21 protein-coding genes, 1 tRNA gene and 1 pseudogene are annotated in these 23,814 nt (G+C 57.9%); 2 read left to right on the plus strand and 21 right to left on the minus strand.

Translation table 11 applies throughout. The annotated features are described in order from the left end of the window. Positions 1-362 precede the first annotated feature (362 nt). From WA070_RS07515 to WA070_RS07555, 9 genes are all read right to left on the minus strand, one after another. Positions 363-1,664, minus strand: a complete 1,302-nt coding sequence (locus WA070_RS07515) for an MFS transporter (RefSeq protein WP_422633477.1) — start codon at positions 1,662-1,664, stop codon at positions 363-365. Next, complete coding sequence (locus WA070_RS07520) at positions 1,661-2,308, minus strand: retropepsin-like aspartic protease family protein (protein WP_422633478.1); 648 nt, start codon at positions 2,306-2,308, stop codon at positions 1,661-1,663. Before WA070_RS07520 ends, WA070_RS07515 begins: the two co-directional genes overlap by 4 nt. Further along, complete coding sequence (locus tag WA070_RS07525; RefSeq protein ID WP_422633479.1) at positions 2,308-3,099, minus strand: MBL fold metallo-hydrolase; 792 nt, start codon at positions 3,097-3,099, stop codon at positions 2,308-2,310. The genes WA070_RS07520 and WA070_RS07525 overlap by 1 nt, the downstream gene beginning before the upstream one ends. Continuing rightward, a complete protein-coding gene (locus WA070_RS07530) occupies positions 3,096-3,869 on the minus strand; it encodes a TatD family hydrolase (protein WP_422633480.1) in 774 nt (257 codons plus the stop codon). The genes WA070_RS07525 and WA070_RS07530 overlap by 4 nt, the downstream gene beginning before the upstream one ends. A 4-nt stretch (positions 3,870-3,873) precedes the next feature. After that, the gene (metG, locus tag WA070_RS07535; protein ID WP_422633481.1) at positions 3,874-5,433 is read right to left on the minus strand and encodes a methionine--tRNA ligase; all 1,560 of its coding nucleotides are present in this window, start codon (positions 5,431-5,433) and stop codon (positions 3,874-3,876) included. 52 nt (positions 5,434-5,485) lie between these two features. Continuing rightward, a complete protein-coding gene (locus WA070_RS07540; RefSeq protein WP_422633482.1) occupies positions 5,486-6,460 on the minus strand; it encodes a DNA polymerase III subunit delta' in 975 nt (324 codons plus the stop codon). Beyond that, complete coding sequence (tmk, locus tag WA070_RS07545; protein ID WP_422633483.1) at positions 6,457-7,095, minus strand: dTMP kinase; 639 nt, start codon at positions 7,093-7,095, stop codon at positions 6,457-6,459. Before tmk ends, WA070_RS07540 begins: the two co-directional genes overlap by 4 nt. After that, entirely contained in the window at positions 7,095-8,258 is a 1,164-nt protein-coding gene (locus WA070_RS07550) for a D-alanyl-D-alanine carboxypeptidase family protein (RefSeq protein WP_422633484.1), read from the minus strand. Before WA070_RS07550 ends, tmk begins: the two co-directional genes overlap by 1 nt. Positions 8,259-8,365: 107 nt before the next feature. After that, the gene (locus WA070_RS07555) at positions 8,366-9,415 is read right to left on the minus strand and encodes a lytic murein transglycosylase (RefSeq protein WP_422633485.1); all 1,050 of its coding nucleotides are present in this window, start codon (positions 9,413-9,415) and stop codon (positions 8,366-8,368) included. A 144-nt stretch (positions 9,416-9,559) separates the two neighbouring features. Between WA070_RS07555 and WA070_RS07560 the strand changes: the two genes are divergently transcribed. Continuing rightward, positions 9,560-9,647, plus strand: a tRNA-Ser gene (locus tag WA070_RS07560). A gap of 556 nt (positions 9,648-10,203) precedes the next feature. Here WA070_RS07560 and WA070_RS07565 read toward each other — a convergent pair. The 12 genes and pseudogenes from WA070_RS07565 to WA070_RS07620 form a co-directional block, all read right to left on the minus strand. Then, a pseudogene (locus WA070_RS07565) lies at positions 10,204-11,163 on the minus strand (recombinase family protein); the annotation flags it as partial. Positions 11,164-11,760: 597 nt separating this feature from the next. Beyond that, positions 11,761-12,153 (minus strand): hypothetical protein, encoded by a 393-nt coding sequence (locus tag WA070_RS07570; protein ID WP_422633486.1) that lies wholly within the window; start codon positions 12,151-12,153, stop codon positions 11,761-11,763. Then, complete coding sequence (locus WA070_RS07575) at positions 12,150-13,679, minus strand: type IV secretory system conjugative DNA transfer family protein (protein WP_422633487.1); 1,530 nt, start codon at positions 13,677-13,679, stop codon at positions 12,150-12,152. Before WA070_RS07575 ends, WA070_RS07570 begins: the two co-directional genes overlap by 4 nt. A gap of 12 nt (positions 13,680-13,691) precedes the next feature. Beyond that, entirely contained in the window at positions 13,692-14,450 is a 759-nt protein-coding gene (locus WA070_RS07580) for a hypothetical protein (protein WP_422633488.1), read from the minus strand. A gap of 127 nt (positions 14,451-14,577) precedes the next feature. Next, entirely contained in the window at positions 14,578-15,093 is a 516-nt protein-coding gene (locus WA070_RS07585; RefSeq protein ID WP_422633489.1) for a hypothetical protein, read from the minus strand. Positions 15,094-15,642: 549 nt separating this feature from the next. After that, positions 15,643-16,905: a YiiX/YebB-like N1pC/P60 family cysteine hydrolase gene (locus WA070_RS07590; RefSeq protein ID WP_422633490.1), complete on the minus strand. Its 1,263-nt coding sequence runs from the start codon at positions 16,903-16,905 to the stop codon at positions 15,643-15,645. Positions 16,906-16,908: 3 nt separating this feature from the next. After that, positions 16,909-19,059, minus strand: coding sequence for a protein kinase domain-containing protein (locus tag WA070_RS07595; RefSeq protein ID WP_422633491.1), 2,151 nt, complete (start codon positions 19,057-19,059; stop codon positions 16,909-16,911). After that, entirely contained in the window at positions 19,056-19,832 is a 777-nt protein-coding gene (locus WA070_RS07600) for a PP2C family serine/threonine-protein phosphatase (protein WP_422633492.1), read from the minus strand. Before WA070_RS07600 ends, WA070_RS07595 begins: the two co-directional genes overlap by 4 nt. Further along, on the minus strand, positions 19,814-20,494 hold the full coding sequence (locus tag WA070_RS07605; RefSeq protein WP_422633493.1) for a vWA domain-containing protein: 681 nt from the start codon (positions 20,492-20,494) through the stop codon (positions 19,814-19,816). The genes WA070_RS07600 and WA070_RS07605 overlap by 19 nt, the downstream gene beginning before the upstream one ends. A 110-nt stretch (positions 20,495-20,604) precedes the next feature. After that, positions 20,605-20,937, minus strand: a complete 333-nt coding sequence (locus tag WA070_RS07610) for a HigA family addiction module antitoxin (protein ID WP_422633494.1) — start codon at positions 20,935-20,937, stop codon at positions 20,605-20,607. Between the two features lie 9 nt (positions 20,938-20,946). Continuing rightward, the gene (locus tag WA070_RS07615) at positions 20,947-21,237 is read right to left on the minus strand and encodes a type II toxin-antitoxin system RelE/ParE family toxin (RefSeq protein WP_422633495.1); all 291 of its coding nucleotides are present in this window, start codon (positions 21,235-21,237) and stop codon (positions 20,947-20,949) included. Between the two features lie 88 nt (positions 21,238-21,325). Then, the gene (locus tag WA070_RS07620) at positions 21,326-22,678 is read right to left on the minus strand and encodes a hypothetical protein (RefSeq protein ID WP_422633496.1); all 1,353 of its coding nucleotides are present in this window, start codon (positions 22,676-22,678) and stop codon (positions 21,326-21,328) included. 361 nt (positions 22,679-23,039) lie between these two features. Here WA070_RS07620 and WA070_RS07625 point away from each other — a divergent pair, with 361 nt between their 5' ends. Then, positions 23,040-23,579 carry an antirestriction protein ArdA gene (locus tag WA070_RS07625; protein ID WP_422633497.1) on the plus strand — a complete coding sequence of 180 codons (540 nt, stop codon included), beginning with the start codon at positions 23,040-23,042 and terminating at the stop codon, positions 23,577-23,579. Positions 23,580-23,814: the final 235 nt, after the last annotated feature.

Consider the following 23,814-nt stretch of genomic DNA (forward strand, 5'->3'; position numbering starts at 1 on the left):
CGAAAGCTCCTCGGTACTCATACGCAACACCGCCATGCTCAATACCTCCGAACAGCCGGAGGGCACGGTAGCCCAAGTGAGACATCTCTACTTTGCGCAACTGTGACATTTGAACGTTGCTGCTACATCAGATAAGTGCGATAATAAGGATTATGTTAAATCTCAACGAGCGTGCGACGAGAGGGGGTGTGAGTTGATGCGTGGCGTCAGACGCGTTGATCGCGCGGTGGATGCTGGAACATAGACTCCGCGCGCAAACGAGCTTCCCGACTTCGCTGGAAGCCAACGGATCGGAATGGCTGCGATTTAGGACCGACGATCTTGGGTTCGGCATTTGTCTCTGATCGTCGACCTCCCGCACATCAATCCTCCTGGATCAGGCTGTGCTGCGCGGTGTCGCGCATACGGATGTAGACGATTAGCGATATGCCGATCATCACGGTCACATAGATGTAGAAGGCCTGCTCCATGCCCGCCTGCTTGAACCACAATGCCACAAACTCCGCCGTACCGCCGAACATGGTGTTGGCCAGCGCATAAGGCAGCGCGACGCCCAGCGCGCGGATGTGGGCGGGAAACAGTTCAGCCTTCACGACCGCGTTGATCGACGTATAGGCGCTGACGATGATGAGGCCCGCCATGACCAGCAGTCCGGCGATGAGCGGATCTTTCGTGACGGCCAGAGTCGCAAAGATCGGATAGGTGCAGAGCATTCCCAACACGCCGAAGCCGATCATCAGCGGCTTGCGCCCGATCCGGTCGGACAATGCGCCTGCCAGCGGTTGCAACAACATGAAAAGAAACAGCGTTACAGCATTGATTTGCGATGCGACCTGTCGGCTCAGGCCGCTGGTGTTGACCAGGAATTTCTGCATGTAAATGGAATAGGCGTAGAAAGCGATCGTGCCGCCAGCGGTCAGCAGCATGACCGTCATCGTCTCACGCGGGTGATTGGTTATCAGTTCGACAAAGCCCGATTTGGGCGCACCCTCCGCCTTTGCCACGGCGAAACTCTGGGTTTCAGCAAGCCCGCGCCGTAGCCAGAAGACGATAACCGCCAGCAAGCCACCGATGAAAAACGGTATGCGCCATCCCCATGCGTCCAGTTGCGTTTCGGTCAAGGTCGCCTGAAGGATCAGCAGCACGCAGATCGCCACCAATTGGCCCGCGATCAACGTGACATATTGGAAGCTGGAAAAGAAACCGCGCCGGTTCCTGCCCGCCATTTCGGACAGATAAGTCGCGCTGGCGCCATATTCGCCGCCGATCGAAAGGCCCTGCATCAACCGGGCCAGCACCAGCATGACAGGTGCAGCCACGCCGATGCTTTCATAACCCGGCGTCACCGCGATCAGCAGAGAGCCTGCGCACATCAGCGCGACGGACAGGGTCAGGCCGCTTTTCCGCCCGTGTCGATCGGCATAGACGCCCATCAGCCATGCGCCGATCGGTCGCATTAGAAAGCCGACCGCGAAGATGCCCGCAGCACTCAGCAACTGGGCGGTGCGATCCTGACTGGGGAAGAAATGTGGGGCAAAATAAAGGGTGAAGGCAGCATAGGCATACCAGTCATACCATTCGACCAGATTGCCGGTGGAGCCACCGATAATGGCCTTGAGCCGTTCGCGCTGGGTTAGCGCGGCAGGGTGTGAAGATGATGTCATGGCGTCAAAATCATTTCGCTATTTTGCACGCCCCAGCTTTTGAGACGGGAAAGCATGTTCATGCCGATCACGTTGATCTCGCCAAAGGCCGGCGAGACGACGACGGGCAGGTCGCTGGCGGCGATGGGACCGATGGACAGGGTCGCGACGGTGGATCGGCGCGCATCCACCCGGCCATTGGCGGTCGTCATTACGACGCCGGGTTCGCCGGGATCATAGTTAAGCCCTGCGGCACGCGCCGTCTGTTCCGACAAGGCCGTGACGGTCGCGCCGCTGTCGATCAGAAACCGTGCGGGCGTGCCGTTGATCGTACCTTCGACCCAATAATGGCCGTCGGGCGCGACCAGGATATGGAGCGCCTGCCCCTGTGCGCTGGCGCGTGGCACGGCGGATGGCGCGTCCTCCATGGGGGCGCCCTTCCCGGTTCCCTGCTCTCGCCCCTGCTCGGCCCAGCGTCCAGTTAGCCAGCCCTGCTTCTGCGCATAGGTGAACAGGCCCAGCAACCCGGCGAAGATCGCGACCCAGAGCAGGAGCATCCGCACCAGTCCGCCCCAGGCGAGCCGCCGTCCGATGAGCGATGAGCCGACGAGGACGATGGCCAGCACATACCAGAGCGTGGATGCGGTTGGATCGCCCTGTCCCATCAATCCCCCTGCGGTCCTGTCGCGAGTGGGATTACCATGCCGTCATAGCCCGGCTCCACCCCGGCAGGCAGCGTATCGCATAATCTGCCATAGTCCATGCTTTGATCCATATGGGTCAGGATCGCGCGACCGGGACGGGCGGCGGCGATGCCATCCAGCGTCAGGGCAAGATGCGGGTGGCTTGGATGAGGGGCTTCGCGCAGCGCATCGACCACCCAGATATCGACACCCGTATAGAGAGCGGTCATTTCAGGCGTTATGCTATGAAAATCCGTCGCATAGGCGATGGACCGCCCGCCATATGTGAAGCGAAAACCCGTGGAATAAATGTCGCCATGCGGCTGATCGACGCAGGTGATTGCGATGTCGCCGATGGTCAATGTGTCGGGCAGGATATGCGCGTCGATCGTCGGACGATAGCCGTTCGCACCCTCGAACACATAAGAGAAACGGCGTTTAAGCAGTTGTAAAGGCTTGATTCTGGCATAGGCGGGCACGGGACTGCGGCGATGATGGAAGAGTTGGCGCACATCGTCGATGCCATGGGTGTGGTCCGCATGGTCGTGAGTCCACAGGATCGCATCGACATGGACGACATCGGCGGCCAGCAATTGCGCACGCATGTCCGGCGAGGTGTCCACCAATAAGCGGGTGGTGGGACTTTCGACCAGAATGGAAACGCGGGTACGGCGGTTCTTCGGTTCGCCGGGATCGCATGTGCCCCAGTCGTTGCCGATGCGTGGCACGCCGGACGAGGTTCCGCTGCCCAATATGGTCAGCTTCAGCGTCATGCGACTTTGGTGAAGAGGGCGCGAAAGTTGGCCGAGGTTGCCGCGCCGAGTGTTTCGATGCTTTCGCCGCGCAGATTGGCCAGGAACCGGGCTGTGTCGGCGACAAAGGCCGGCTCGCACGGGCGACCGCGATGGGGGACAGGCGCGAGAAACGGCGAGTCCGTTTCCACCAGCAACCGGTCGAGCGGCAGGCGAGCGGCGGTTTCCTGCAAATCGCGCGCGCTCTTGAAGGTCACGATGCCGGATATGCTGATGTAGAAGCCAAGGTCGATGGCAACGTCGGCGAACGCACCGCTAGCGGTGAAGCAATGGATGACGCCGGTGTAGGCACCCTTCCCCATCTCGTCGCGCATAATGGCCAGCGTGTCCTCCTCCGCATCGCGGGTGTGGACGATCAGCGGCAGGCCGGTGTCGCGCGCAGCGACGATGTGGGAGCGGAAGCTGTTCTGCTGCCGTTCGCGGTCGCTATGGTCGTAATAATAGTCAAGGCCGGTTTCGCCGATGCCGACGACGCGCGGATGGGCGGCGCGCTCGACCAGCTTGGCCGTGTCGATATGGGGATGTTCATCGGCTTCGTGCGGGTGGATGCCGACCGTTGCCCATACGTCGGGTGCGCGGATTGCGGTAGCCAGCACATCGTCCCACTCGCTTTCGCGGGTGGCGATGTTGAGCATCAGGTCGATGCCAGCAGACCGTGCGCGTTCAAGCACATTATCCTGATCCTCGACCAAGCCTTTGTAATTCAAATGACAATGACTGTCGATCAACATTGGATCAGGCGTCCTCTGCGACGAGTTCGAGGCGGGGGAAAAGTGGCTTTGGTGGGGCTAGGGTGAAGCCGCTTTCGCGCAGGGCGGCATACCAAGGCGATCCGATCACCTGATAGGTGCGCGCATCCGGTGCGATACCCATATGGTCGAGCAGCGCGGTGGCGCTGGCCGGGATAACGGGCTGGATGATGATAGCCAGGCTTGCGATGGCATCGTAGAGCGTTGCCAACACTGCCTCCATACGCGCTGGGTCGGTTTTACGCAGTGCCCATGGGGCTTGTGTATCGATATAAGCATTGCAGGCGAACACGCCGCGCATCCATGCCTCGATCGCTACGGAGGGCGCGAGATCGGCCATGGCCGTCTGGAAGGTGGCGGAGGCTTCAGCGATGGTGGCCAGCAGTTCGCTATCCACATCCTGTGGCGCAGGTTCGGGCAGGCGTCCTTCGAGATTTTTCGCGATGAAGCTCAAGGTCCGCTGGGCCAGATTGCCGAAGCTGTTGGCCAGATCGCTGTTGGCGCGGGCGACGATCGCGTCGGCGCTGTAGCTGCCGTCATTGCCGAAGGTGACTTCGGACAGGAGGAAGTAGCGTAACTGATCGACGCCGAAGCGGTCGGCCAGAGCGATAGGGTCGGCGACGTTGCCGACCGACTTGGACATTTTCTCGCCCCGGTTGAGCAGGAAGCCGTGGCCGAAGATCTGGCTGGGCAAGGGTAACTTCGCGCTCATCAGGAAGGCTGGCCAGTAAACGGTATGAAAACGCACGATATCTTTGCCGATGATATGCGTGACATCACCGCCCTCCGCCCAATAGCGGGCCATGCGTTCCGGGTCGTCGGGATAGCCGCAGCCGGTCAGATAATTGGTCAGCGCATCGACCCAGACATACATGACATGACCGTCCGATCCCGGCACTTTGACGCCCCAGTCGAAGCTGGTGCGCGAGATGCTGAGGTCCGACAGGCCACCTTCGACAAAGCGCATGATTTCATTGCGGCGGCTGTCCGGGCGGATGAAGTCGGGCTGGCTTTCGTAGAGGGCGAGCAGGCGATCCTGATATTTGGACAGGCGGAAAAACCAGCTTTCCTCGACCGTCCATTCGACTGGCGTTCCCTGGGGCGACAGCTTTGCGCCCTCCTCGCCGACCAGTTCTTTCTCATCGTAATAGGCTTCGTCGCGGACGGAATACCAGCCTTCGTAACGGTCGAGATAGAGGTCGCCATTGGCCTCCATTGCCTGCCAGATGGCCTGGCTGGCGCTGTGGTGGGCCGCTTCGCTCGTGCGGATGAAACGATCGTGGCTGATGTTCAACCTGTCGTTCATCTCACGGAAATAGCCCGACATTTCGTCCGCGAGCGCCCGCGGTTCCATGTCGCGGCCACGGGCGGCCTGCACCATTTTGAGGCCATGTTCATCGGTGCCGGTCTGAAAGAAGACATCGCGTCCCATCATCCGCTGGAACCGGGCAATCGCGTCGGTGGCGATCACCTCATAGGCGTGGCCGATGTGCGGGCGGCCATTGGGGTAGGATATGGCGGTGGTGATGGTGTAGGGATTGGACATGCGCCCCTCCCTAGCGTCTGTTTACCGCAGCGAAAAGCGGCTTTTGGGGCGGTCAGGCGTCGCGGCGCTGCGCGAGTGCGGCAACATGAGTCGCCAGTTCGAAGATGACGGCTGCGGGATCAAGCGAGAGGATGATCGCCCCGCCCGCCAGATGCCGCGCCTTTTCCCAATGATCGAGTGCGGTGCCCAAGGCTGGGCCGCTGCGGTCGCGCGCGGCTTGCGCAATGAGGGCCGGGGTGCGTTCGAGGAAGGCTTCGTAGCGGGGGCGCGCGGATTTGAGGGCCAGCGCCTTTGCGAGCGCCAGCCGCTGGCGATTGCCGGGGTCGCCGTCGCGGGCGATCGAGGCGAGCGTCACTTCCATGTCGGCGAGATTCAGGCCAGCATAGCGGAGCGCGCGGCCCGGAGAGCCTTCGCCCGCACGGACCAGCGCGTCGATTTCTGATGTCGATAGCGTCGCGTCAGTGCTGTGCAGGACGCGGCGCATGGCTTCGTCGGGCAATGGATCGAAACGCAGGGTACGGCAGCGTGAGCGTATGGTGGGAAGCAGGCGGCCCGGTGCATGGCTGACCAGCAGGAACAGCATGTCGGCGGGCGGCTCCTCCAGCGTCTTGAGCAGCGCGTTGGCCGCGCCCCGCTCCAGATCGTCGGCGCTATCGATGACGACGATGCGACGGTTGGATAGCGAAGGCGCCGACTGAAGCAGGCGGGACAGGCCGCGCACTTGATCGACACTGATGTTGCGAGCGGTGACGCCGTCCTTTTCCAGCGGGGCGAGTTCAGCATAATCGGGGTGCGCGCCCGCGTCGATCAGGCGGCGGATCGGGTGATCTTCGGGCACGGCCAGCCCCTCCCCCGTCATCGGCGGACCGGCGGCGTCGGCCAGCAGCCGCAGCGCCAGCGCGCGGGCGAAGCCGCCCTTGCCGATGCCTTTGGGTCCGGCGAGTATCCAGCCATGATGCATGCGTCCGCTTTTAGCTGCGGAGAGCAGGCTGTCGGCTTGCGTATCATGGCCCAGGATTGACGTCATGGCAGCAGGTCGGCGAGCGCGTCGAGAAGGCGTTGGGTCACCGCCTGCGCGTCGCCCGAGGCATCGATGGCGCGAAATCGCGCAGGTTCTTCTATAGCGAAACGGGCAAAGGCATCTGCCACCGCGCGGTGAAAGCTGCGATCGCGGCCACCGATCCGGTCGGATGCGTCACCGTCGCGGGCGCGGGCGCGGGTTTCGGCTTCCTGTTCCGGCAGCGTCAGGAACAGCGTGCGGTCGGGCAGGAATCCTGCGCTGCCGATGCGGTGCAGGGTCAGTATGTCGGCGTCGGTCAGGTCGCCCTGCCCCTGATAGGCGCGGCTGGAATCCAGGAAGCGATCGGACAAGACCCATGCGCCGCGTGCGATGGCGGGGCGGATCGTTTTTTCGATATGGTCGGCGCGGGCGGCGGCGAAGAGCAGTGCTTCGGCGCGCGGGCTCCAGCGATCGTCGCCACCCGTGAGTAAAAGAGTACGGATTGCTTCCGCGCCCTCGCTGCCGCCCGGTTCGCGGGTTTCCACCACGTCCAGCCCGCGCGCGCGCAGGTCGGCGGCGAGCGCGCGCAACTGGGTTGATTTGCCCGCGCCCTCCCCGCCTTCCAGGCTGATGAAACGGCCGCGATCGGCCGGAACCGGCATCACCCGAACAGGGACTTCAGGCCGTTCCAGAGACGGCCAAATACACCGGCTTCGGCGACATCTTCACCCGCGACCAGCGGCATGACCTGCGGCGGGGTGTCGGGCGTGGATACGATCAACTGCGCGATCTGCTGCCCCTTGGCGATCGGCGCCTTGATCGGGCCGGTATAGACGACCTTCACCTGAACATTGGCCGACGCGGTGCGGGGAAGCGTGACGGCGAGATTTTGTGGGGCGACCAAAGGCACGCTCGTTGCGCTGCCCAACTGGACTTGCGCCGTATCGACCACTGCGCCCTTTTTGAACAGCGGCTGGGCTTTCCACGCCCTGAAGCCCCAATCCATGAAGCGCACCGATTCGGTAATGCGGCTGTTGAAAGTCGGCAGGCCGGCGACGACCATGACCAGACGGCGGCCATCCTGATCGGCCGATCCGGTAAAGCCGAAACCGGCTTCTTCGGTATGCCCGGTCTTGAGGCCATCCGCGCCAGCTATCTTGCCCAAAATCGGGTTGCGATTGCCCTGTTCGATGTCGCTGCCGCCCATCGTCTTGCCCCAGGTGAAGGAGCGGGTGGCGTAGAAACGCTTGTACAGATCAGGCGTTTCCTCGACCGTTGCCTGTGCCAGTTTGGCGAGATCTTCGGCGGTGACATAGGTCACGCCCTCATCCGGCCAACCATTGCTGGTGCCGAAATGGCTGTTTTTCAGGCCCATGCGCTTGGCTTCTTCGTTCATCAGCGCGACGAATGCCTGTTCGGTGCCAGCAATCCCTTCGGCCAGAACCACGCAGGCGTCATTGCCCGACAGAGTGACGATGCCGTGCAGCAGATTTTCGACGGACACCTGTTCGTTGACCGACAGGAACATGGTCGATCCCGCCTTTGGCCCATGCCATTGGGTCCATGTTTCGGGGCGGACGGTAAATTTGGTGTCGAGTTTCAGGTCGCCCTTCTGGATCAGGCGGAAAGCGACATGCGCAGTCATCATTTTCGCCATGGACGCAGGCGGCATGCGGGTTTCGCCACCCTTGTCATATAGCACTGCGCCGGAGGACAGATCCTTCATATAAGCGATCGGCGCCTCGCTGGTGTAAGGCGGGGCAGCGGCGATCAGGGGCTGTGCCAGCAATCCGGCGGCAAGAAGGAGGGCGAGCGACTTTTTCATGGGGACTGCCTTATCGGGTAGAATCGAACGATTTTTGCTTGACGGCGATCAGGCGTCATTAGCCATGATGCGCTTATTCTCAAAGCCTGTCTTTGCAGCCCCTGCCCCTATTGCCTGACCGCGTCGGCCAACAGTCCGACGGACAGCGCATAGAAATTGGAGCAGTTATAATCCAGAATGACGCGATAATTGCCGGTCAGCAGATAGGCGGTCTTCCCCGGACCATCGGGTTCCAGCAGCGTCGCCATGACGGTATCGCCCGGCCAAATGCCGCTGGATGGGAAGATGCCGAGTTTGCGCCATTCGGCCACCGAAAGCCAGCGGCTATGCCGGTTGAACACGCGTGGGCAACGAGCAGGCGCAGTGCGCGCGGCGATGGCGGTGCGGTCGAGACCGGCTGGCACGCTGACCGCCACGCCCCATGGCTGGCCCCGCCGCCAGCCAGCCTGCACGAAATAATTGGCGATAGAGGCCAGCGCGTCGGCTTCGCTGTTCCAGATGTCGGCGCGGCCGTCGCCATCGCCATCCTTGGCGATGCGCAGATAGACGCTGGGCAGAAATTGCGGATAGCCGGTCGCCCCGGCCCAACTGCCGACCAGGCGACTGCGCGGCACGCCATTGTCCAGCATCTTGAGCGTGGCGAGCAGTTCAGGTTCGAACAGAGCGCGCCTGCGCCCTTCATGGGCCAGCGTGGCGAGCGAACGGATCAGGTCGAAATCGCCGGTATAGGAACCATAGTTGGTTTCATGGCCGTAGATCGCAACCATGATTTCCTCCGGCACGCCGGTTTCCGCCTCTATCCGGGCAAGGCGGGAGCGGTTGGCCTGATAGGCGACGCGGCCCCTGTTGATGCGCGCGGCATCGACATGCTGTCGTCGATAGGGTTCGAAATTGGGGATGGGCGAATAAGCACCGCCGCCCGGCTGCGTCTGGTCCAGCGCGACAACGCGCGGATTGGGCGTCAAGGTGGGAAACACGCTGTCGAGCGTCGCGTTGCTGATCCCCATAGCCTGCGCCTTGGGCCGCAGGCTTTCCAGATAGACGCGGAAATCGGTGCTGTCCTGCGCCCGCGCACTATCGGGCGAAGCGCCGCAAGCGGTGACGGTGGCAAGGCCCAACAGCAGTGAAAAGACGGATGAACGCACAGAATCTCCCATAGCCCCATTGTTGCACAGCCAGCGCGGGAGGTGAATCCTTTAATGAACTGCTGCGTCAAGTTGGCTTCAAAGCGGGCTGGTTCATGCATTTTGCGCTTGGCAAGTCCGCCCGGCACGTTAGAGGCAGTCACGATCCATGCGCGCGGAAGGGTGGCAGAGTGGTCGATTGCAGCGGTCTTGAAAACCGCCGATGTGCAAGCATCCGTGGGTTCGAATCCCACCCCTTCCGCCATTACCGTTTCACGGTCGTGAATTGCCCCTAACGCTTTGAACGGAAGGGTAATTTCTGGGGTTCGAACGCCCTCATTCCAGTCATACTGAATGTGAGAGTCCAAAGTCAGTTTTAGCACTATACGCTTGTCTTCAAGCGTTCCATTTTCCCATAGTTTCCAAGGGTTTCCGAGAAAATCGAAGGCGGTTCGAAAAGTTTCGTCGTAGCCTTTCGCTACCGTGCCGCAGCGAGCGGTTTTTTCCGCAAAAACGAGCTTGCTGCGTTCCAGCTCTTCGACCTTGCGTTCATATGCGCCGATCACGGTCGGGCTGTCTGACTCGACAATCCGGTCAAGAATCTGCGCGATCTTCTTTTCAATCGCGACGACTTCCAGCTTCATAGCAGCACGGACTTCCTTCGCCTTGCCTTCGGCTTCATCCCACCGCTTGCGGAACAGTTTGGTCATCAGCGTAAACAGCTCATGGCTGGGAACGAGTTTGCGGAGCAACTCCTCGTATGCGCCTTCAACGACAGCCCGCTTTACGGACTTGCCGAATTTCTCGCAGCCGCGATGACGGCAGACATAATAAGGGTGGCGCGTTCCAGAACGGGCGCGGCTCCAATTCGCTGTCATCGGATGGCAGCACTCGCCACAGGTGGCAAAACCGCGCAGTGGAAAATCAGCATTGATGTCGCTGCGGACGGGAGCAGTCGGCTTGCCGTTCAAACGCTCCCGAATACGCTCATGTGTTTCGAGAGAGATGATGGCCTCGTGATGCCCCTTGCGAAGCGACACACCCCAAAACTTGCTTTCGACATAACCCGCATAAATCGGATAGGTCAGAATGCGATTTACCTGCTCGTTCGTCAGGAAGCCGTGGCGACAAAGCGGAAATTCGTGATGAGCCTCAAAGTAGCGTTTCACTTCCGCCTGTGAGGAGAAGCGACCGGAAGCATATCCTTCCAGCCCTTCGGCTATTATCGAGGCAAGCGGCTCGACGCGCACGAGGATGCTGCCGCCCTCAGGGCTTTTCTGATAGGCGTAACCGAGGGGCGCATGGAACACCCAGTACCCGCCCTGTAAACGAGCCTTCATTCTGTTCTGGGCTTGCTCGCCATTCTTTTGCCGCTGGTGCTGAGAAACAGACGCGAGCAAATGCTCGACGAGAACGCTATCGGAATCTTCGCCAAATTCGATGGAAGGAGATTCCAGAACGCCGCCAGCCTTGGCGATGTCGGCACGAAGTTTCAGGTGCGCTTCGATGCCGCGAGCGAGGCGGCTTATGTCGTCGATGATGACGACACAGTTATCTTTGCGATGCTTTTTGATGAAGGCGAGCATCGCGATCATGCCCGTGCGGTCGAGAAGCGAGCCGGACTTGTCGTCCGTGAACACGCGAACGACCTCATGCCCGCGATAGCCCGCATATTCGCGGCATCGCGTCTCTTGGGAATCCAGACCGTTGCCTTCCTTCGCCTGTCGCTTGGTGCTGACACGGCAGTAGATGACGGCCTTCTTGTTTGTTTGTCTTGTCATGGCGCAAAATGCCCCTCTGGGCCTACGGTGTTGTTCGCGCCCTCACCCTCAGCAATACGGGGGAGGTCAACTAGCTCCGATTGCTCGGATTTCAGCAGATTAGCATGATTTTCCGCGCCTTTGAAAGCGTAGTTTGCTCTTTTCGAAAGAGAAAGTTGAGTGGAATCCAAGCCAAAAGCCTGATCGACAAACGAGATTGCGATTGAGTCAAGAAAGCGGATCAGTTCGTCTTTCCGCTCGTCGGACGAATTGAAGTCCGCAATCTCAGTGCGGAGTTCCAGCAATTCTTCCGACGATAACATGTTCATCAAACCCGTCCCCGCCGCTTACAGCGGCGCTCAATTGAGCCATGAGAAGAGTCTGGTTTAATGTTTTACGTTTTCGTCCTTGGGAGGAAGTCCCCCATCGCCCCAAATTTTAGTGATTTAGCGATCCGCTCGAAGAAAATTTTCCGAAGCATCGCGTAAGGTATGCTGGTGTCGAATTCGCCCGTGGCGAAGATGCCTGCAATCCTCACTACCAGTGTAATTGAAATAGTAGAAAAACGCAATAAAACCGAGCGTTTCGTCGGGGTCATCCCGTGCGTCTATCTCATTGTCATCTGCCAATATCGCTTTTCTTGGATTCAAGTTTTTCACCCGCGAGCAATTTCTCAGCAGCGCGATTGATGCCCGCAAGCCGCGCCGCGTGATTGCGCTTTACGAGATGTTCAGCCGCCCGCATCAAATGCGATTTCCGATCATCCGTTGCGCCGGCTGGCCGGAATTCTATCCGCTCCCCTTCCTTGGCGAGCAGCTTCCCGTATTCCTGATTGGTCCAGTCAGCTCGGTTTTCCTTGAACTCATATTCGGCCCTTGCGGTGGTGCGGTTTGCCCAGGTTGTGATTTCCGCCGCCTTCTCCGGCGATACCGCCGGAGTTGACGCTCTTTGCGAACTTGCCGAGGCGAAGAGCGGCGTGACCGCTCCCGATGAGGACCCTTCACCGCTCATAGCGAAACTCCTTTGTGCAGATCGCGCACGTCGCGAATTTGAAATTTCCAAGGATCGACCTCGAAAAACGGAATGCGGTCGCATTTGATGAGGTGCGGCATTCCCGCCACGCGAATGATTTGCCGACCGTCGCCGATTTCGCGGATATTTTCGGATTGCAGGACCGCGCGCTTGCTTTCGCCGAGATTGGCTCCGGCAGATTCCACCGTTCCGCCGCTCCGGTTCATGCCGTGCATAAGAACCGTGCGATTGCCGCTCCACTTCTCGATGTCCGACATGACCTCGGGGTCTTCCACGCAACTCGTGTTGAGGATCGCAGCGGAATCTTCAAAATCCTTCACCGCGTCGCGCGACCATTTGCCTTCGAGCAAATGCCGCCCTTGCGCGAAAATCCACGGCTGCAAGCCTTTACCCCGATAGAGGTGAAGCATCTTCTTGATCGAGGGTGATGGTGGAAGCTGCGGAAACTCATCGAGGATCAATGTCGTCGCAACAGGCCCGCGCTCGCGGGCGACCGTTTCGATGATATGGCTGACAATCAGGCTCACCCAGATCGCCACGACGCTCAGCTTCTCGCTGGGGGCCATCAGGTAAACCGTATGCGGCTCATGCTTGAGCCGCGCAAAATCAAAATCATGCGCCGCCGTCGCGCGTTCCAGCCGCTTGGCAGGCTCGAACGGATCGAGCGCGTCGATACAGGCCGACTTATAGGCCTCATGCTGTTTGGGCGCGTCAGCAGCCGTCGCCTGAACGGCGTGGGCGCGACGTTCGATGCCATCGACACCGCATGTCGTCATCATGGCGAACGCCATGTCCAAATCCATCTGCGATGAATTCACGAACCGCCACAGCCCGCCGAGATTGCACAGCTCAGGCTCGAAACACGCCAGATATTCCATGCGAAGCGCGAGAATGCGGCGTGCGCCGCTTCCTACCCAATCACCGTTCTGATCTTTGGGCGACGGCGGCAGCAGTATATGCGCGATCTCCGCCGCCTCAGTGTCGATCTGGCCGCCAGCACTGACAACGTCGATCAGGGTTTGCAGCGGATTGATCCGCGCATTCGGCAAGCCCAGTAGTTCGAACGGATTGAGATAGACAATCTTGTGACCGAGATTGTCGCGCCGATGGACATGGCTTGCGAAACAGTTCTCCGCGTCCTTCACATCGACCACGATGAGGCTGCGGTTACGGCTGTGCGCCAGATTGGGCAGAATGAAATCGCGGCCCTTGCCCGTTCCAGTGCGGGCATAGGTCAGAAGCGGCGCATCGCCGTTATAAAACAAAGGGCGCTTGTTGAGCGCCCCCAGAAACAATCCGTTGGGATTGAGCATGTTTGCAGCATGGGCGTCCCGCAAATTAGCGAGACGCCCATTGCCTAAAACACCGGAGGCTTGGGCTGTCGCGATAGCGGCGCGTGCCATTTCCGCTTCCCGTCGCGATGCGTCGGCAAAATCCCGCTCCATCATGCTCCGGTGTACGGAGCCGAAAGTTTGCAGGAAGGGAAGCATGGAACGACGGCGCATCGTACAGCCCTCCTATCGACCGGAGACCGGATCGGGACCGAGCGACGGCATCGGCGGCACCTTCATCGGCTCGATAGCATCGAGCTGGCGCTGAAGATCGCTGACAGCCGGAAGACCAGTGTCCCAGCCGTCGATTGCGACCTTTGCCCCTTTGAGGACGGCATCTTCCAGTTCTGTCTCAAGACGGTTTTGGGTATTTTCCGCCCAGTGGTGGAAAGGATCGCCGGAACCGGAATCGAAGACATTCATAAAATCGCCGATCACACGGCCCATGCTGATCATGCCGACTTCGCCGGATTGCTCACCGCTGACGCGGGAAAGCTGCGCTCCCGCGAGTTGCGACTGCAATTGTCCGGTGAGCTGTGCAAAGATTTTTGCGCGCTCGACACCAGCCTGATAGGCCGTGATGACACCCTGCGATTTCATCTTGTACTGCTCGACATTCTGCTCGGCAGATGCCTTCACCTGAGCGGCCCAGCCTTCATAGCGACCCTGCACCCGCATCTCCGCCGCCTTCACCTGTTCTTCCACGCGGGCGTCATACGTCCCCATCAAGGTCGATGGACGGAACTCGACAGGGCCAGCAGTTTCCATGCCGAACAGCACCGCACCGCCCAGCAGGAAGGCGGCGGTGGTTTTGACGATAGAGGGAACTGCGAAACCGCGACGCGGCTTTTCGACATAGCGGATGATGGGCTGCGGATTTTCGGCTTCGACAACCGCGTTGCCGTTGTCGGAATTGTCGCCAGTGTAGTCGATGCGGTAGGTCACTTTGAATCTCCTCGCTAATGAGGAGGCCAAAATTGCGGATTGGGAAAATTTCGTGGGAAAAAGCCCCGCGACCGCCTGACAAAAAGACCACCGAAATCTCGGTGGCCCTTCGCGGTCAGTTTCGGGCTTATCGGATTTTATTCAACATCATGCTGATGAGGTTGATGAAAGGCGTGAGGAAGCGATCCTTCCGGCCTTTGTTGTCGGTTTCGGGCACGTTAATTTCGTAGGTGACGTCCTGCGCGGGCCACGCCTCATCAACCTTGCCCAGGATCACAAGGCTGGTTGCAATCAGCTCGATCCGGCCAAGAACACGCTTTTGCGGGGCCTGTTTCCAAGGGCGTTCAGGAAGCTTGATAAAGTGACTGATCCACCGGAATGAACCTTCGTCGGCGAAGGCTACATCAACTCCGTCGGGAGCAAGTTTGAAAACCTTCCCGTCATGGTCCCAGATTTTTCCATCATAATCCCAGATCGTGCTTGCCAGAAGGTCGGGGACTTCGCGACGGGGAAGGCCCAGATCACGAAGTTCGCGGGCAAAATTCGTGACGAGCGGAAGGCTGCGATATGCGGCCTGAGGGTACATGATTACACCCTCAACTGCTTTGCTTGGAGGAACGGAAATCGGGAGCAGTTCGGACATTGGTCTTTCCTTTCTGGGACAAACCCAAAGTCCGATCTAAGAGCTGGCTTTTACAGCTTGGGAAAAAGTCACCATCGGTTTTCATCGACGGTTGGTGAACCGAAAATGAACTCCTCTAAGTGTCAGCGGATAGAAGATTACCGTCGCTTACGCTGACCGCAAGATGTGCGTGGTACTACCACGCCTATCTTGGCAAGGGCGACGCTGCGCTCTCCCGTTGCATCCCTCTGGCAGTGGCGCATTTCTGGCATCGAGCCAGCTCCGCACCAATGGGGAGCCCTCGGCGCTCCCCAAACCCCATCGACAATTGGAGCGTTCCTGCTCCCCTTGACCCCAAGACGATTTCATCGAGACCAAGGCATATGCCGCCCTTGGACCCTGCACGATGGTTTCGCCCACCGCGACGACCAAAGGGGCGTGCCAGCCCCTTGGAACCCAGCCTCTACCCGAGGAGCCAACCGTCCGCCGATTGGATGCCATCAAGGCTTTCGCGCCCTGAACTACGACTGAGAAAATACGACCCTATGGATTGACCGCCTTACTTCAGGATCAATCCATAGGGTCTAACTGCTCCCCGAAGCCACGCCGGATCGCAACGCAATCGTCACATAGCCGCAAGGCTGGTACGCCCGGCATGGCATCGGCAGAATTGACAATTCTGTAGTCGCTTGCAGGATCGCCGCAGGACGAGCAGACATCCAGCGATTGCTCATGCTTGATAGCGATCCTCGCTAACATGCCGAGCTTCGGTTCGACGCGATCCACAATAGAAAACCAAAGTTCGCTATGAGGCGCGACGCGCTCCATATGCGCCGTTACGTCCTCGGGATGATGTCGCATCAACCAAGCACGGGCAGTTTCGCGCCATTGCAGATCGTTACGGACCAAAATCTGATAGAGGTTCACCAGCAGAGCGGTCGTCAGGCGCGGACTGCTTTTTTGCCTCGCCTCGTAATGGGCGAGATTGACGGCATATCTCAAACCGCCCGAATAAGCCTCTCGTATCGTGTCGATGCAAGACGTCCGCAAGTCTGTGAGCATTTCGGGCTTGGTAATGGATTCCATGAGCGACAGATTATACCGCCACGGGTTTGCGTTAAGTTCGTGCTTCCACAATTCGAGATAGCCGGAATTTTGGTACGCTTGAGCAATTGTACCGTCCCATTCTGGGTGATCGTGAACAAGCTGGTCCACATCGGCAAAATTCTCAACGCTGGGATCGAGGGTACGCGCAATTGTAAGAATGGCGTTTTGAGCATCGACAGTCATTTGGATAGGGTTTGACCGACGTTGCCAGAACTCGACTTCTTCAGGCGTTACTGCCTCAGTCGCGTTGGACAATTCTAATAGCAACGGACTGAGGCGAAGATTCTCAGGCGTGCAATAGTCCTGATCTTCAACAAGACTCAGGCCTACGCTGCCGTAGGCACGCGCAACCAGACGTGAACAGAATTGCCGCCCGTTACGCGGCTTACGGACAGCGAGTACCGACCGTGCTGCTTCAATTTTCGAGTACCTCGTCCCAATCTCAGATCGAGCAAAATCGACCACACCCGCCATTGCCACGAGCGGTAATGCCGTCCGAAGCCGGAAGACAAAAACTTCCTCGTTATCCTTGAAAAACTCGCGCTGTAGATTCCACGCCTGTACCCCGGCAGATGTGGAATCGATCACCGAGCCGTGCTGCACGCAGATCATGGCATGGGAAACCTCTCCCTGCGTAGCCAATCGCACCGCTTTGCCCGTCTTAGTCCTGCTCGCGGTGAGGATGATGTCCCCCGCCTGAAGGATTTCGATTTTAATGCGCTTCAACGGTCAATTCCTCGTTCCCTTGCACGTGGGGTAACGCGAACAACCCCAAAATTGGTTGCCGCGCCGTGAGCCGCGCCGCGCAGTTCGGCGCACCATGCGGGAACCACAGGTTGGACAAGTGACACCGCCTGCGGTTGCCCCAGCGGCAGGCGAAGGAGCATTAGAGGACGGCGAGCGCACAGGTATTCTCGGTGCCGTAGTTGCCGAGTTATACGGCAGCGAAAGCCCCAGAAATTTCAAATCGGCTTCAAGCTGGGCCTTTTGCCTCGCCAGTTCAGCCAATCCAGCATCTTCATGAACGAGTTTCGACCGCAGCGAGTTTGCCGCCTGAACCAGTTCCATCTGTCCACCTGCAATCTGCTTTGCAAGATTGCTCGCCTTAGCTGCAAAGTCTGCTTCGACTTTCGCTTGCGCCTGAACGTCAGAAGGTAGCGGCGCAGGGTTATAGACAAATCGACGCTCATGTGTCGCCCGCCACGCCAGCAATTTTTCGGCAGTTGCAGGGCCAAACCCCGGAATCCGTGTAATGGCGGATTGCGTGATGTCGGCGGCGGTTTCCACGCCGAACGATGCAAGTGTTACCGTTTTAGCCTGCCCGATGCCCGAGATCGAGGCACGCCGGATCATGAACCGATCCAGATATTCGTTCAGTTGGCGAGCATGACGTTCATTCTTCAACCGGGAGATCGCTTGAGCCTTCGCACCCCCAAGGCCTCGGTACTCATTGACCGAGTTCTCTAAATTGCTCTTCAAACGGACAAGGGCGTCAATTCCAGTAGCCTGCCGCCAGCGGTCAAAGCGTTCCTGCCATTGTCCATCAATCTCGCTATAACGGTTACGCCATGCGGGAGCGTCAACGGCGTTTTTGTTGAAGAGGCTCCATGCAAAAATCAGAGCGCCGATCCAGATAAACCAGACCTGAGGGGCTTGCGTGAAGAGTGCGATTGCTCCGCCAGCAACCACCAAGCCGAACATCTTGTCTTTGATCGTGCCGCTCTTTGCGGACTTTGCTTCGGCACTTGGTGCCGTACCGAAAGCAGTTAGTTTCGGTGCGATGGTGGCTGGGTCAGGCAACACGACTGCCTTGATCGCCGCCCATGCCCTTTCGACATCAAAATTATCCAGCCCCACGGTCCGAGCTGCGCTCGCGATCAAAGGCGACAGGAAGAGCACCGCGCCTGTTGCGTGTTCCATCCGGCACCAAGGACAGCTTTTCGCTGCGGACGGATAGAAGTGCATACCATCAGCCGAGCAGCGATTTAGCTTACCCTCAAGCCCCTTGAGAAGGCCGATCCAATCGAGCGCAGACGGACGGCTGGACGGCGACAGGCCGAATGATTTTTCAAACGCTTCGCCAATTTCAGATGGGAAATCTACGAGTGTCGGCAATACGCCCGGAGGAGACAGGCTAACTTTTCTGGCTTTGCTGTAGGCAAATTCATTTAGCGCGATAAGCTGATCTAGTGTCAGATCACCCGCGCCCTGCTGTCGTCCATCATAAGGATGACGCCCCATAAAAAGCAGCTGGAAAATTGTAACCGCCAGACCAAAATGGTCATGTTCCTTTGTGCGAATGATTCCAGTAAGAGAACGTGCCTGCAACTCGGGCGGTGTAAATTCCCGCACACCTACGAGACATGGAAACGCTTTTCCCCCTGCTGCAATTTGAAAACTGTCTGCGTCGATAAGTGCGACCCTGGCATCAGTAGAAACAAGGATACCCTTAGAATTGAGATCACCGATTACGCACGCAGAGCTGTGAACCTCACCAACCGCGCGTGCCACGTTGGCCGCAGCTCGCACAAGAAATCGAAAGTCAGCCTTTGGAAAATTTATTTTTCTAGCTTTTGGCCCGTAGAGATCATGGATTTCCTGAAAGCCCTCCACCAGCCGCATCGTGAAGCCGAGAAACTGACCGGACTTTGAAGTCACGACAGCTTGGGGATAGGCGACAAGCTGGGTTCCATCGGCAAGTCCCTGCTTTACTATTGCCCGGACCTTCTCCTCCCGGTCCTTGCGCTTGTCATCCTTGTAAATCTTGACGGCAAGACGTTCGTTGCCCGCGAGAAGGAACACATCTCCCTCTCCACCTCGTCCAATACGTTTGACGAGTTCAAGCCGCCGCCCGCCGATATAAACGTCCGGGGTCGTCATTGCGCCGATACAAGGATCAGGCTTTTGTCGTCATCCGTCTTCTCACACACACGCGGACTGCTGAGAAAACTGCCAAGAGCTTTCGAAAGGGCCGCATCGCGGCCAGTGGCATCGAGCTTATCGAGCGGCGCGATCATCGTACGAAAAAATGGCGCATGGGGTGTGATTGCAACCAGATCGAGAGCCAAGTCTTCAATCCCGTCACTGAACACCGCAAAGCCGTTCATATCGTAAGCGGTACGGTCAATTCTTGCCTTTGGGGCCGGATCGTCTGACACGAAATAAGTCGTGGACGCATATTCGCCGTTTTCAGGCCACGAGAGCGTCTGCCACGGTCCCGCTTCATCACGACCGACTATTGCGCCATCGCCGACATGGATGACTAACTGCTCACCCTTCCGAGCCACAAGCAGAACAAGCGTTGAAGCAAATGCGCGTCGATCAACCTCGCGCTTGCCAGCAGCAAGCGACAACCGATCCCGCGCAAGATCAAGCCATTCCCAAATGTCATCATCGGCGGGAAGCGCCGATGTCTCTCGGAAATGCTCTTTCAGCGCGACAGAGAATGTGCGGCAGACAATGGATGCACCTTCACCGCCAAAAGCGGCGCTGCCTGCACCATCACAGACGATGGCGCAGAAGGTCGAAGCTGCATCATCCGCAAGGAAGCAGGCCAATGCGTCCTGCTTCCGGGTTCCCAGCTTGATATGTGATGTTCCGATTTCCGAGGCGGAGGCCCAACGCCAACGCACGATCAGCCAGCCACGGCCCAACCGTCAGGGGCGGCAGGATTTGCAAGGGGCACCGTATCGCCGGGGTTAGATTGGGAAACAGAACTGAGTGAACTAGACAGCCACGCGAACAATTCCTTGAACGCCAATCCCTTGAGCTTGAGCGGTTGGCGCGAAGAAATCTGTGAAAGAACACCCATGTCTGCATCGTCAACGCCGACTGCGTAAAACATGAATTCCTTTTTCTCTTCCCCAACACGGACCTTTTGCGCGGCATCTTGCCATGCGTCCGTGGGTGCACCGTCAGTGATCAGAAACACCCAAGGCCTGTAATATTTTATCGAGTTGGCGCGGTAGCGATCCTTCCTCTCCCGAAGGAGATCAAGACCTTTCACGATGGCTTCCCCCATCGGGGTCGCGCCAGTCGGCACGAGCGTTTCAGGATAGAAACCATCAACGGTGGTGAAATCCTGTTTCACTTCGACGGGGCCAAAGGTGACAATCGCCAGCTCGACCCGCTTTGCTGCCAAGGCATCGGAACTCAGTTCCTCCCGAAAAAGTGCAATGCCCTCATTCAGACTATCCAGCCGTTGGCCAGTCATGGAAGCCGAGGTATCGAGCAGCAAAATACAAGGGCAGCGTTGCTCGGGGTTCTCTGCAAACTCAGCGTCTGCAAAAGGTTGCTGTTCGAAATCGCTGGTCATGGTTCCCCGCCGTTCTGGAATTTTGTGATGCTGCTTAATTTGTCGTGCATCTCAATGAATATGCGCGACAATTTCGAGCGTAGGTTATGGTATCTTCACCGATCTTGCAATTACGCTGTGGCGGGAAGACCTGTATTATCCATACCCTTAAAAGGGTTCACTTTGATCTCACCTTCACGCTTCCGCGCTTGAGCAATGTCAAAGCTGTTCTGCATACGCATGAGTGTATCCATCGAGACCCCGAAGGCCTTTTCGATCCTGAGCGCCATTTCAGACGACAGGTGCGCCCGCTCATTAAGCAGCGTTGAGAGCGTCGCCCGCGTGACACCCAGAGCCTCGGCTGCTGCCGTGACCGACAGGCCCAGCGGGTCGATGATTTCATGGCGGATGAAGCCGCCCGGATGGGACGGGTTTTTCAACCGAATTCCTGCAATTGCGCTCATAGCCACCTCCTAGTGGTAATCCTCATAATCGAGGTCGATAATCTCGACCTCGCCAGCATCGATCCGAAACGTCATCCGCCAGTTTTTTGTGACGAACAGGCTCCAAGTGCCTTTGCGGTCGCCGCTCAGCATATGTGCCTTCCAGCTTGGCACCGTTCGCAGTTCCTCTTCCCGCTCCATATCTTGGAGGAAAGAGACCATACGGCGGACCTTCTCGACAACGGCAGGCTGCAAACCGCTTGCATCGTCATTTTCGATAAAGCGGCGCAGCCCTTTATGGGCGACGTTTCTGATCCTCATAAATCATGATACCAGCGCAGACCGTTCGGTGTCAAGTTACGCCATACAGTCCGGAGGTAGGTTAGAGGGCGCCCTGCTTTGTCCAGCCTTATATCCCAAGCCCTTGCTGGCGCTCCCCACGACGAATTTCGAATTTTCGGGAATATCCGCCCTCTATGCCCCCCTTAAAATCATCCCGTGAGAGCGCCACGGAGCCAAAGGGGATCGCTTCGGAAAACGTCTCTAGCCCGGCGATCCGTAACTTCATACGCTCGACAGCATCGATACTCACCGACTGCTCAAGCAAATGGATGCATCCGATGAGGAACGTGTCCTCTGCCTCGCGAGAATGAGCCGGGTCGTTGATGTTGAGCTTTAACTTGAGCGTGGTGGCAGCGTGCTCATGTCCTTCAATGTAATATGCGAGATTGTTTTTCCAAATTTCTCCGCCGCAAATCTCTCGCATGGGGCTGCAAGCAAACCATTCGGCATCGAAAGAGTGCTGATAGTAACCAGTATCGTGGCCCATATCCGTCATGAATTGCATCGCGAGATATGGTGACCATCCGTCCCGTGGCAAAACCACAGGCGGCGATGCCTCTCGTGACTTCAAAGCTTGCAGGGCGACCAATGAATGTTTGAGTTCGGCTTTCGACGATGGGCGCGTTGACTGGATCGCCTTCCGCCATCGTTCGAGCAAATCAAGATCGTCGCGAATATAGATCAACGCGAGCCAGCGAGCATAGGGGGCAAGACCCTGATCTAGCCCAAAGATTGATATAGTCGCGAATGTCGAACTATAAGCAACGAATAACCGCCATCCATACAGAAACGGCAGAAAACCAACGGAAAGCAGCAATGGAATCAGAAATTCTAGCGCATTTGCCCATGTCGCCGTCTCATCGAATTTCTCGATGGTCAGAGACAAGCTGAATCCGAAATACGTCAAGCCAATTAGGCTAAGGACCGCACCCAGTAATTTTGAAACAGGCGCATGTTCAGGCCTGAGCTTCGCTACCTCAAACATTGCCGCGAGGAAAGTGACCAAAGGAATAGCAATGATTTCGATGGCTAAGGAAAAACTGTAAAGTTCAGTTATAAAGAGGAAGACTGTAGTGACAGTAAGTATGTCGCGAGCGATTTTTCCTAAGCCGACCTTGTGGTCTTTGATCGAAACAACCTCGAACATTGCAACGAAGGCAAAGGTCACAATCCACAGGACCGTGGACTTCAAATTGGCGATGGACCACCAGCCAATTTTATGGAGAAGGTAAATCTCTCCGGCGGCATAGATTGCCGCAATCAGCAGCGGCATAACAATGACAGGTTTGAAAAAGGCCCGCAAAACTCCGACCAATGACCGTCTGATCGGTCCCTTGACGTTAATGACCGCGATTATCGCGATCAACCACAACAGCGATGCCCACTCACGGTTGCTCACAGATTGAATGAACTCTTCCATAGCCCTCATTCAACAAGATCACGCTCGCTTCTGCAATCAGTTGCTACACTCGGTTCATAGTGGTTCAGGTCGCAGTCGCCACCACCCGATATATTGAAAATCCTGCCCGTTCCCTGTCGGTCCGCGCCCTATGCGCTAACGCGCCCCGAGCCTGTAGTCTCGGCCATCCGGTGACGGTCGCTAACGGCTGAAGGGCTAGGGCGTGTGCCCCCGCGCACTTCGGAGAGCCTTCCGCCCAGCTTCATCCACTTCGTTCCTTGCAGCAGGTTCCCCGCGAAGGTTCCCGCTCCGTTTGCACCCCCATTCTCGCCGAAGGGCAGAGTTTCAGGAGCCGAGCAGAGGCTCTTAAAACTCAAACCCGATGGAGATCAAAATGGGAGAACTACAATCAGCTAAACCAGAACCGAAAATCTATGTGGCGTGCCTTGCCGCCTACAACAGCGGAATCCTGCATGGCGCATGGATCGACGCAAACCAAGACGCATGGGCAATTTACGATGAGATTTCCAAGATGCTCCGCGCTTCGCCGATTTCCGACGCGGAAGAGTTTGCAATCCACGATTACGACGGTTTCGAAGGCATACGCATCGAAGAATATTCATGCATTGATAAGGTTGCCGAACTTGCGGGCTTCGTTGTCGAGCATGGAACTCTCGGTGCGGAAATCTACTGCTATTACGGATCACTGGACGACGCTCGGACGGCCATCGAAGACCAGTATGCAGGGCAATATGTGTCGCTGGCAGATTTCGCGCAGGAACTGACCGAAGACACAAACCATATCCCCGAAACGCTGCACTTCTATGTCGATTACGAGCGAATGGCGCGGGACATGGCGATAAGTGACATCATCGCCATCGAAACAGGCTTCGAGCAAGTCCATGTGTTTTGGAGCCGCTGACAGTGAGGCGCAATCCCACCGCTTCACGTGGTGCGGCATCCAGATCAAGAAAGCCTAGACGCCCCAGATATGGGGCGTCAGCTTTCGCTCTTTTGACTTATTGGAGTAAATGTGGATCGGCGTGCAAAAAGGACCCCGTTAGCGGGGTGATCGGCGTCTAAAAGGGACCCCTCATTTCGATGGTTTAAGCAGCCGGCTGGATTTTCAGGCGGCGAGATCGGGATGTTGGTTTTGG

It is taken from the genome of Sphingobium sp. (assembly GCF_049304695.1).
GTDB lineage: Bacteria > Pseudomonadota > Alphaproteobacteria > Sphingomonadales > Sphingomonadaceae > Sphingobium.

Bases quoted from the DNA above. Each gene is read 5' to 3' on its own strand.
- WA070_RS07515 (WP_422633477.1), bottom strand. From the start codon at position 1,664: ATGACATCATCTTCACACCCTGCCGCGCTAACCCAGCGCGAACGGCTC.
- WA070_RS07520 (WP_422633478.1), bottom strand. From the start codon at position 2,308: ATGGGACAGGGCGATCCAACCGCATCCACGCTCTGGTATGTGCTGGCC.
- WA070_RS07525 (WP_422633479.1), bottom strand. From the start codon at position 3,099: ATGACGCTGAAGCTGACCATATTGGGCAGCGGAACCTCGTCCGGCGTG.
- WA070_RS07530 (WP_422633480.1), bottom strand. From the start codon at position 3,869: ATGTTGATCGACAGTCATTGTCATTTGAATTACAAAGGCTTGGTCGAG.
- metG (WP_422633481.1), bottom strand. From the start codon at position 5,433: ATGTCCAATCCCTACACCATCACCACCGCCATATCCTACCCCAATGGC.
- WA070_RS07540 (WP_422633482.1), bottom strand. From the start codon at position 6,460: ATGACGTCAATCCTGGGCCATGATACGCAAGCCGACAGCCTGCTCTCC.
- tmk (WP_422633483.1), bottom strand. From the start codon at position 7,095: ATGCCGGTTCCGGCCGATCGCGGCCGTTTCATCAGCCTGGAAGGCGGG.
- WA070_RS07550 (WP_422633484.1), bottom strand. From the start codon at position 8,258: ATGAAAAAGTCGCTCGCCCTCCTTCTTGCCGCCGGATTGCTGGCACAG.
- WA070_RS07555 (WP_422633485.1), bottom strand. From the start codon at position 9,415: ATGGGAGATTCTGTGCGTTCATCCGTCTTTTCACTGCTGTTGGGCCTT.
- WA070_RS07570 (WP_422633486.1), bottom strand. From the start codon at position 12,153: ATGAGCGGTGAAGGGTCCTCATCGGGAGCGGTCACGCCGCTCTTCGCC.
- WA070_RS07575 (WP_422633487.1), bottom strand. From the start codon at position 13,679: ATGCGCCGTCGTTCCATGCTTCCCTTCCTGCAAACTTTCGGCTCCGTA.
- WA070_RS07585 (WP_422633489.1), bottom strand. From the start codon at position 15,093: ATGTCCGAACTGCTCCCGATTTCCGTTCCTCCAAGCAAAGCAGTTGAG.
- WA070_RS07595 (WP_422633491.1), bottom strand. From the start codon at position 19,059: ATGACGACCCCGGACGTTTATATCGGCGGGCGGCGGCTTGAACTCGTC.
- WA070_RS07605 (WP_422633493.1), bottom strand. From the start codon at position 20,494: ATGACCAGCGATTTCGAACAGCAACCTTTTGCAGACGCTGAGTTTGCA.
- WA070_RS07610 (WP_422633494.1), bottom strand. From the start codon at position 20,937: ATGAGCGCAATTGCAGGAATTCGGTTGAAAAACCCGTCCCATCCGGGC.
- WA070_RS07615 (WP_422633495.1), bottom strand. From the start codon at position 21,237: ATGAGGATCAGAAACGTCGCCCATAAAGGGCTGCGCCGCTTTATCGAA.
- WA070_RS07620 (WP_422633496.1), bottom strand. From the start codon at position 22,678: ATGGAAGAGTTCATTCAATCTGTGAGCAACCGTGAGTGGGCATCGCTG.
- WA070_RS07625 (WP_422633497.1), top strand. From the start codon at position 23,040: ATGGAGATCAAAATGGGAGAACTACAATCAGCTAAACCAGAACCGAAA.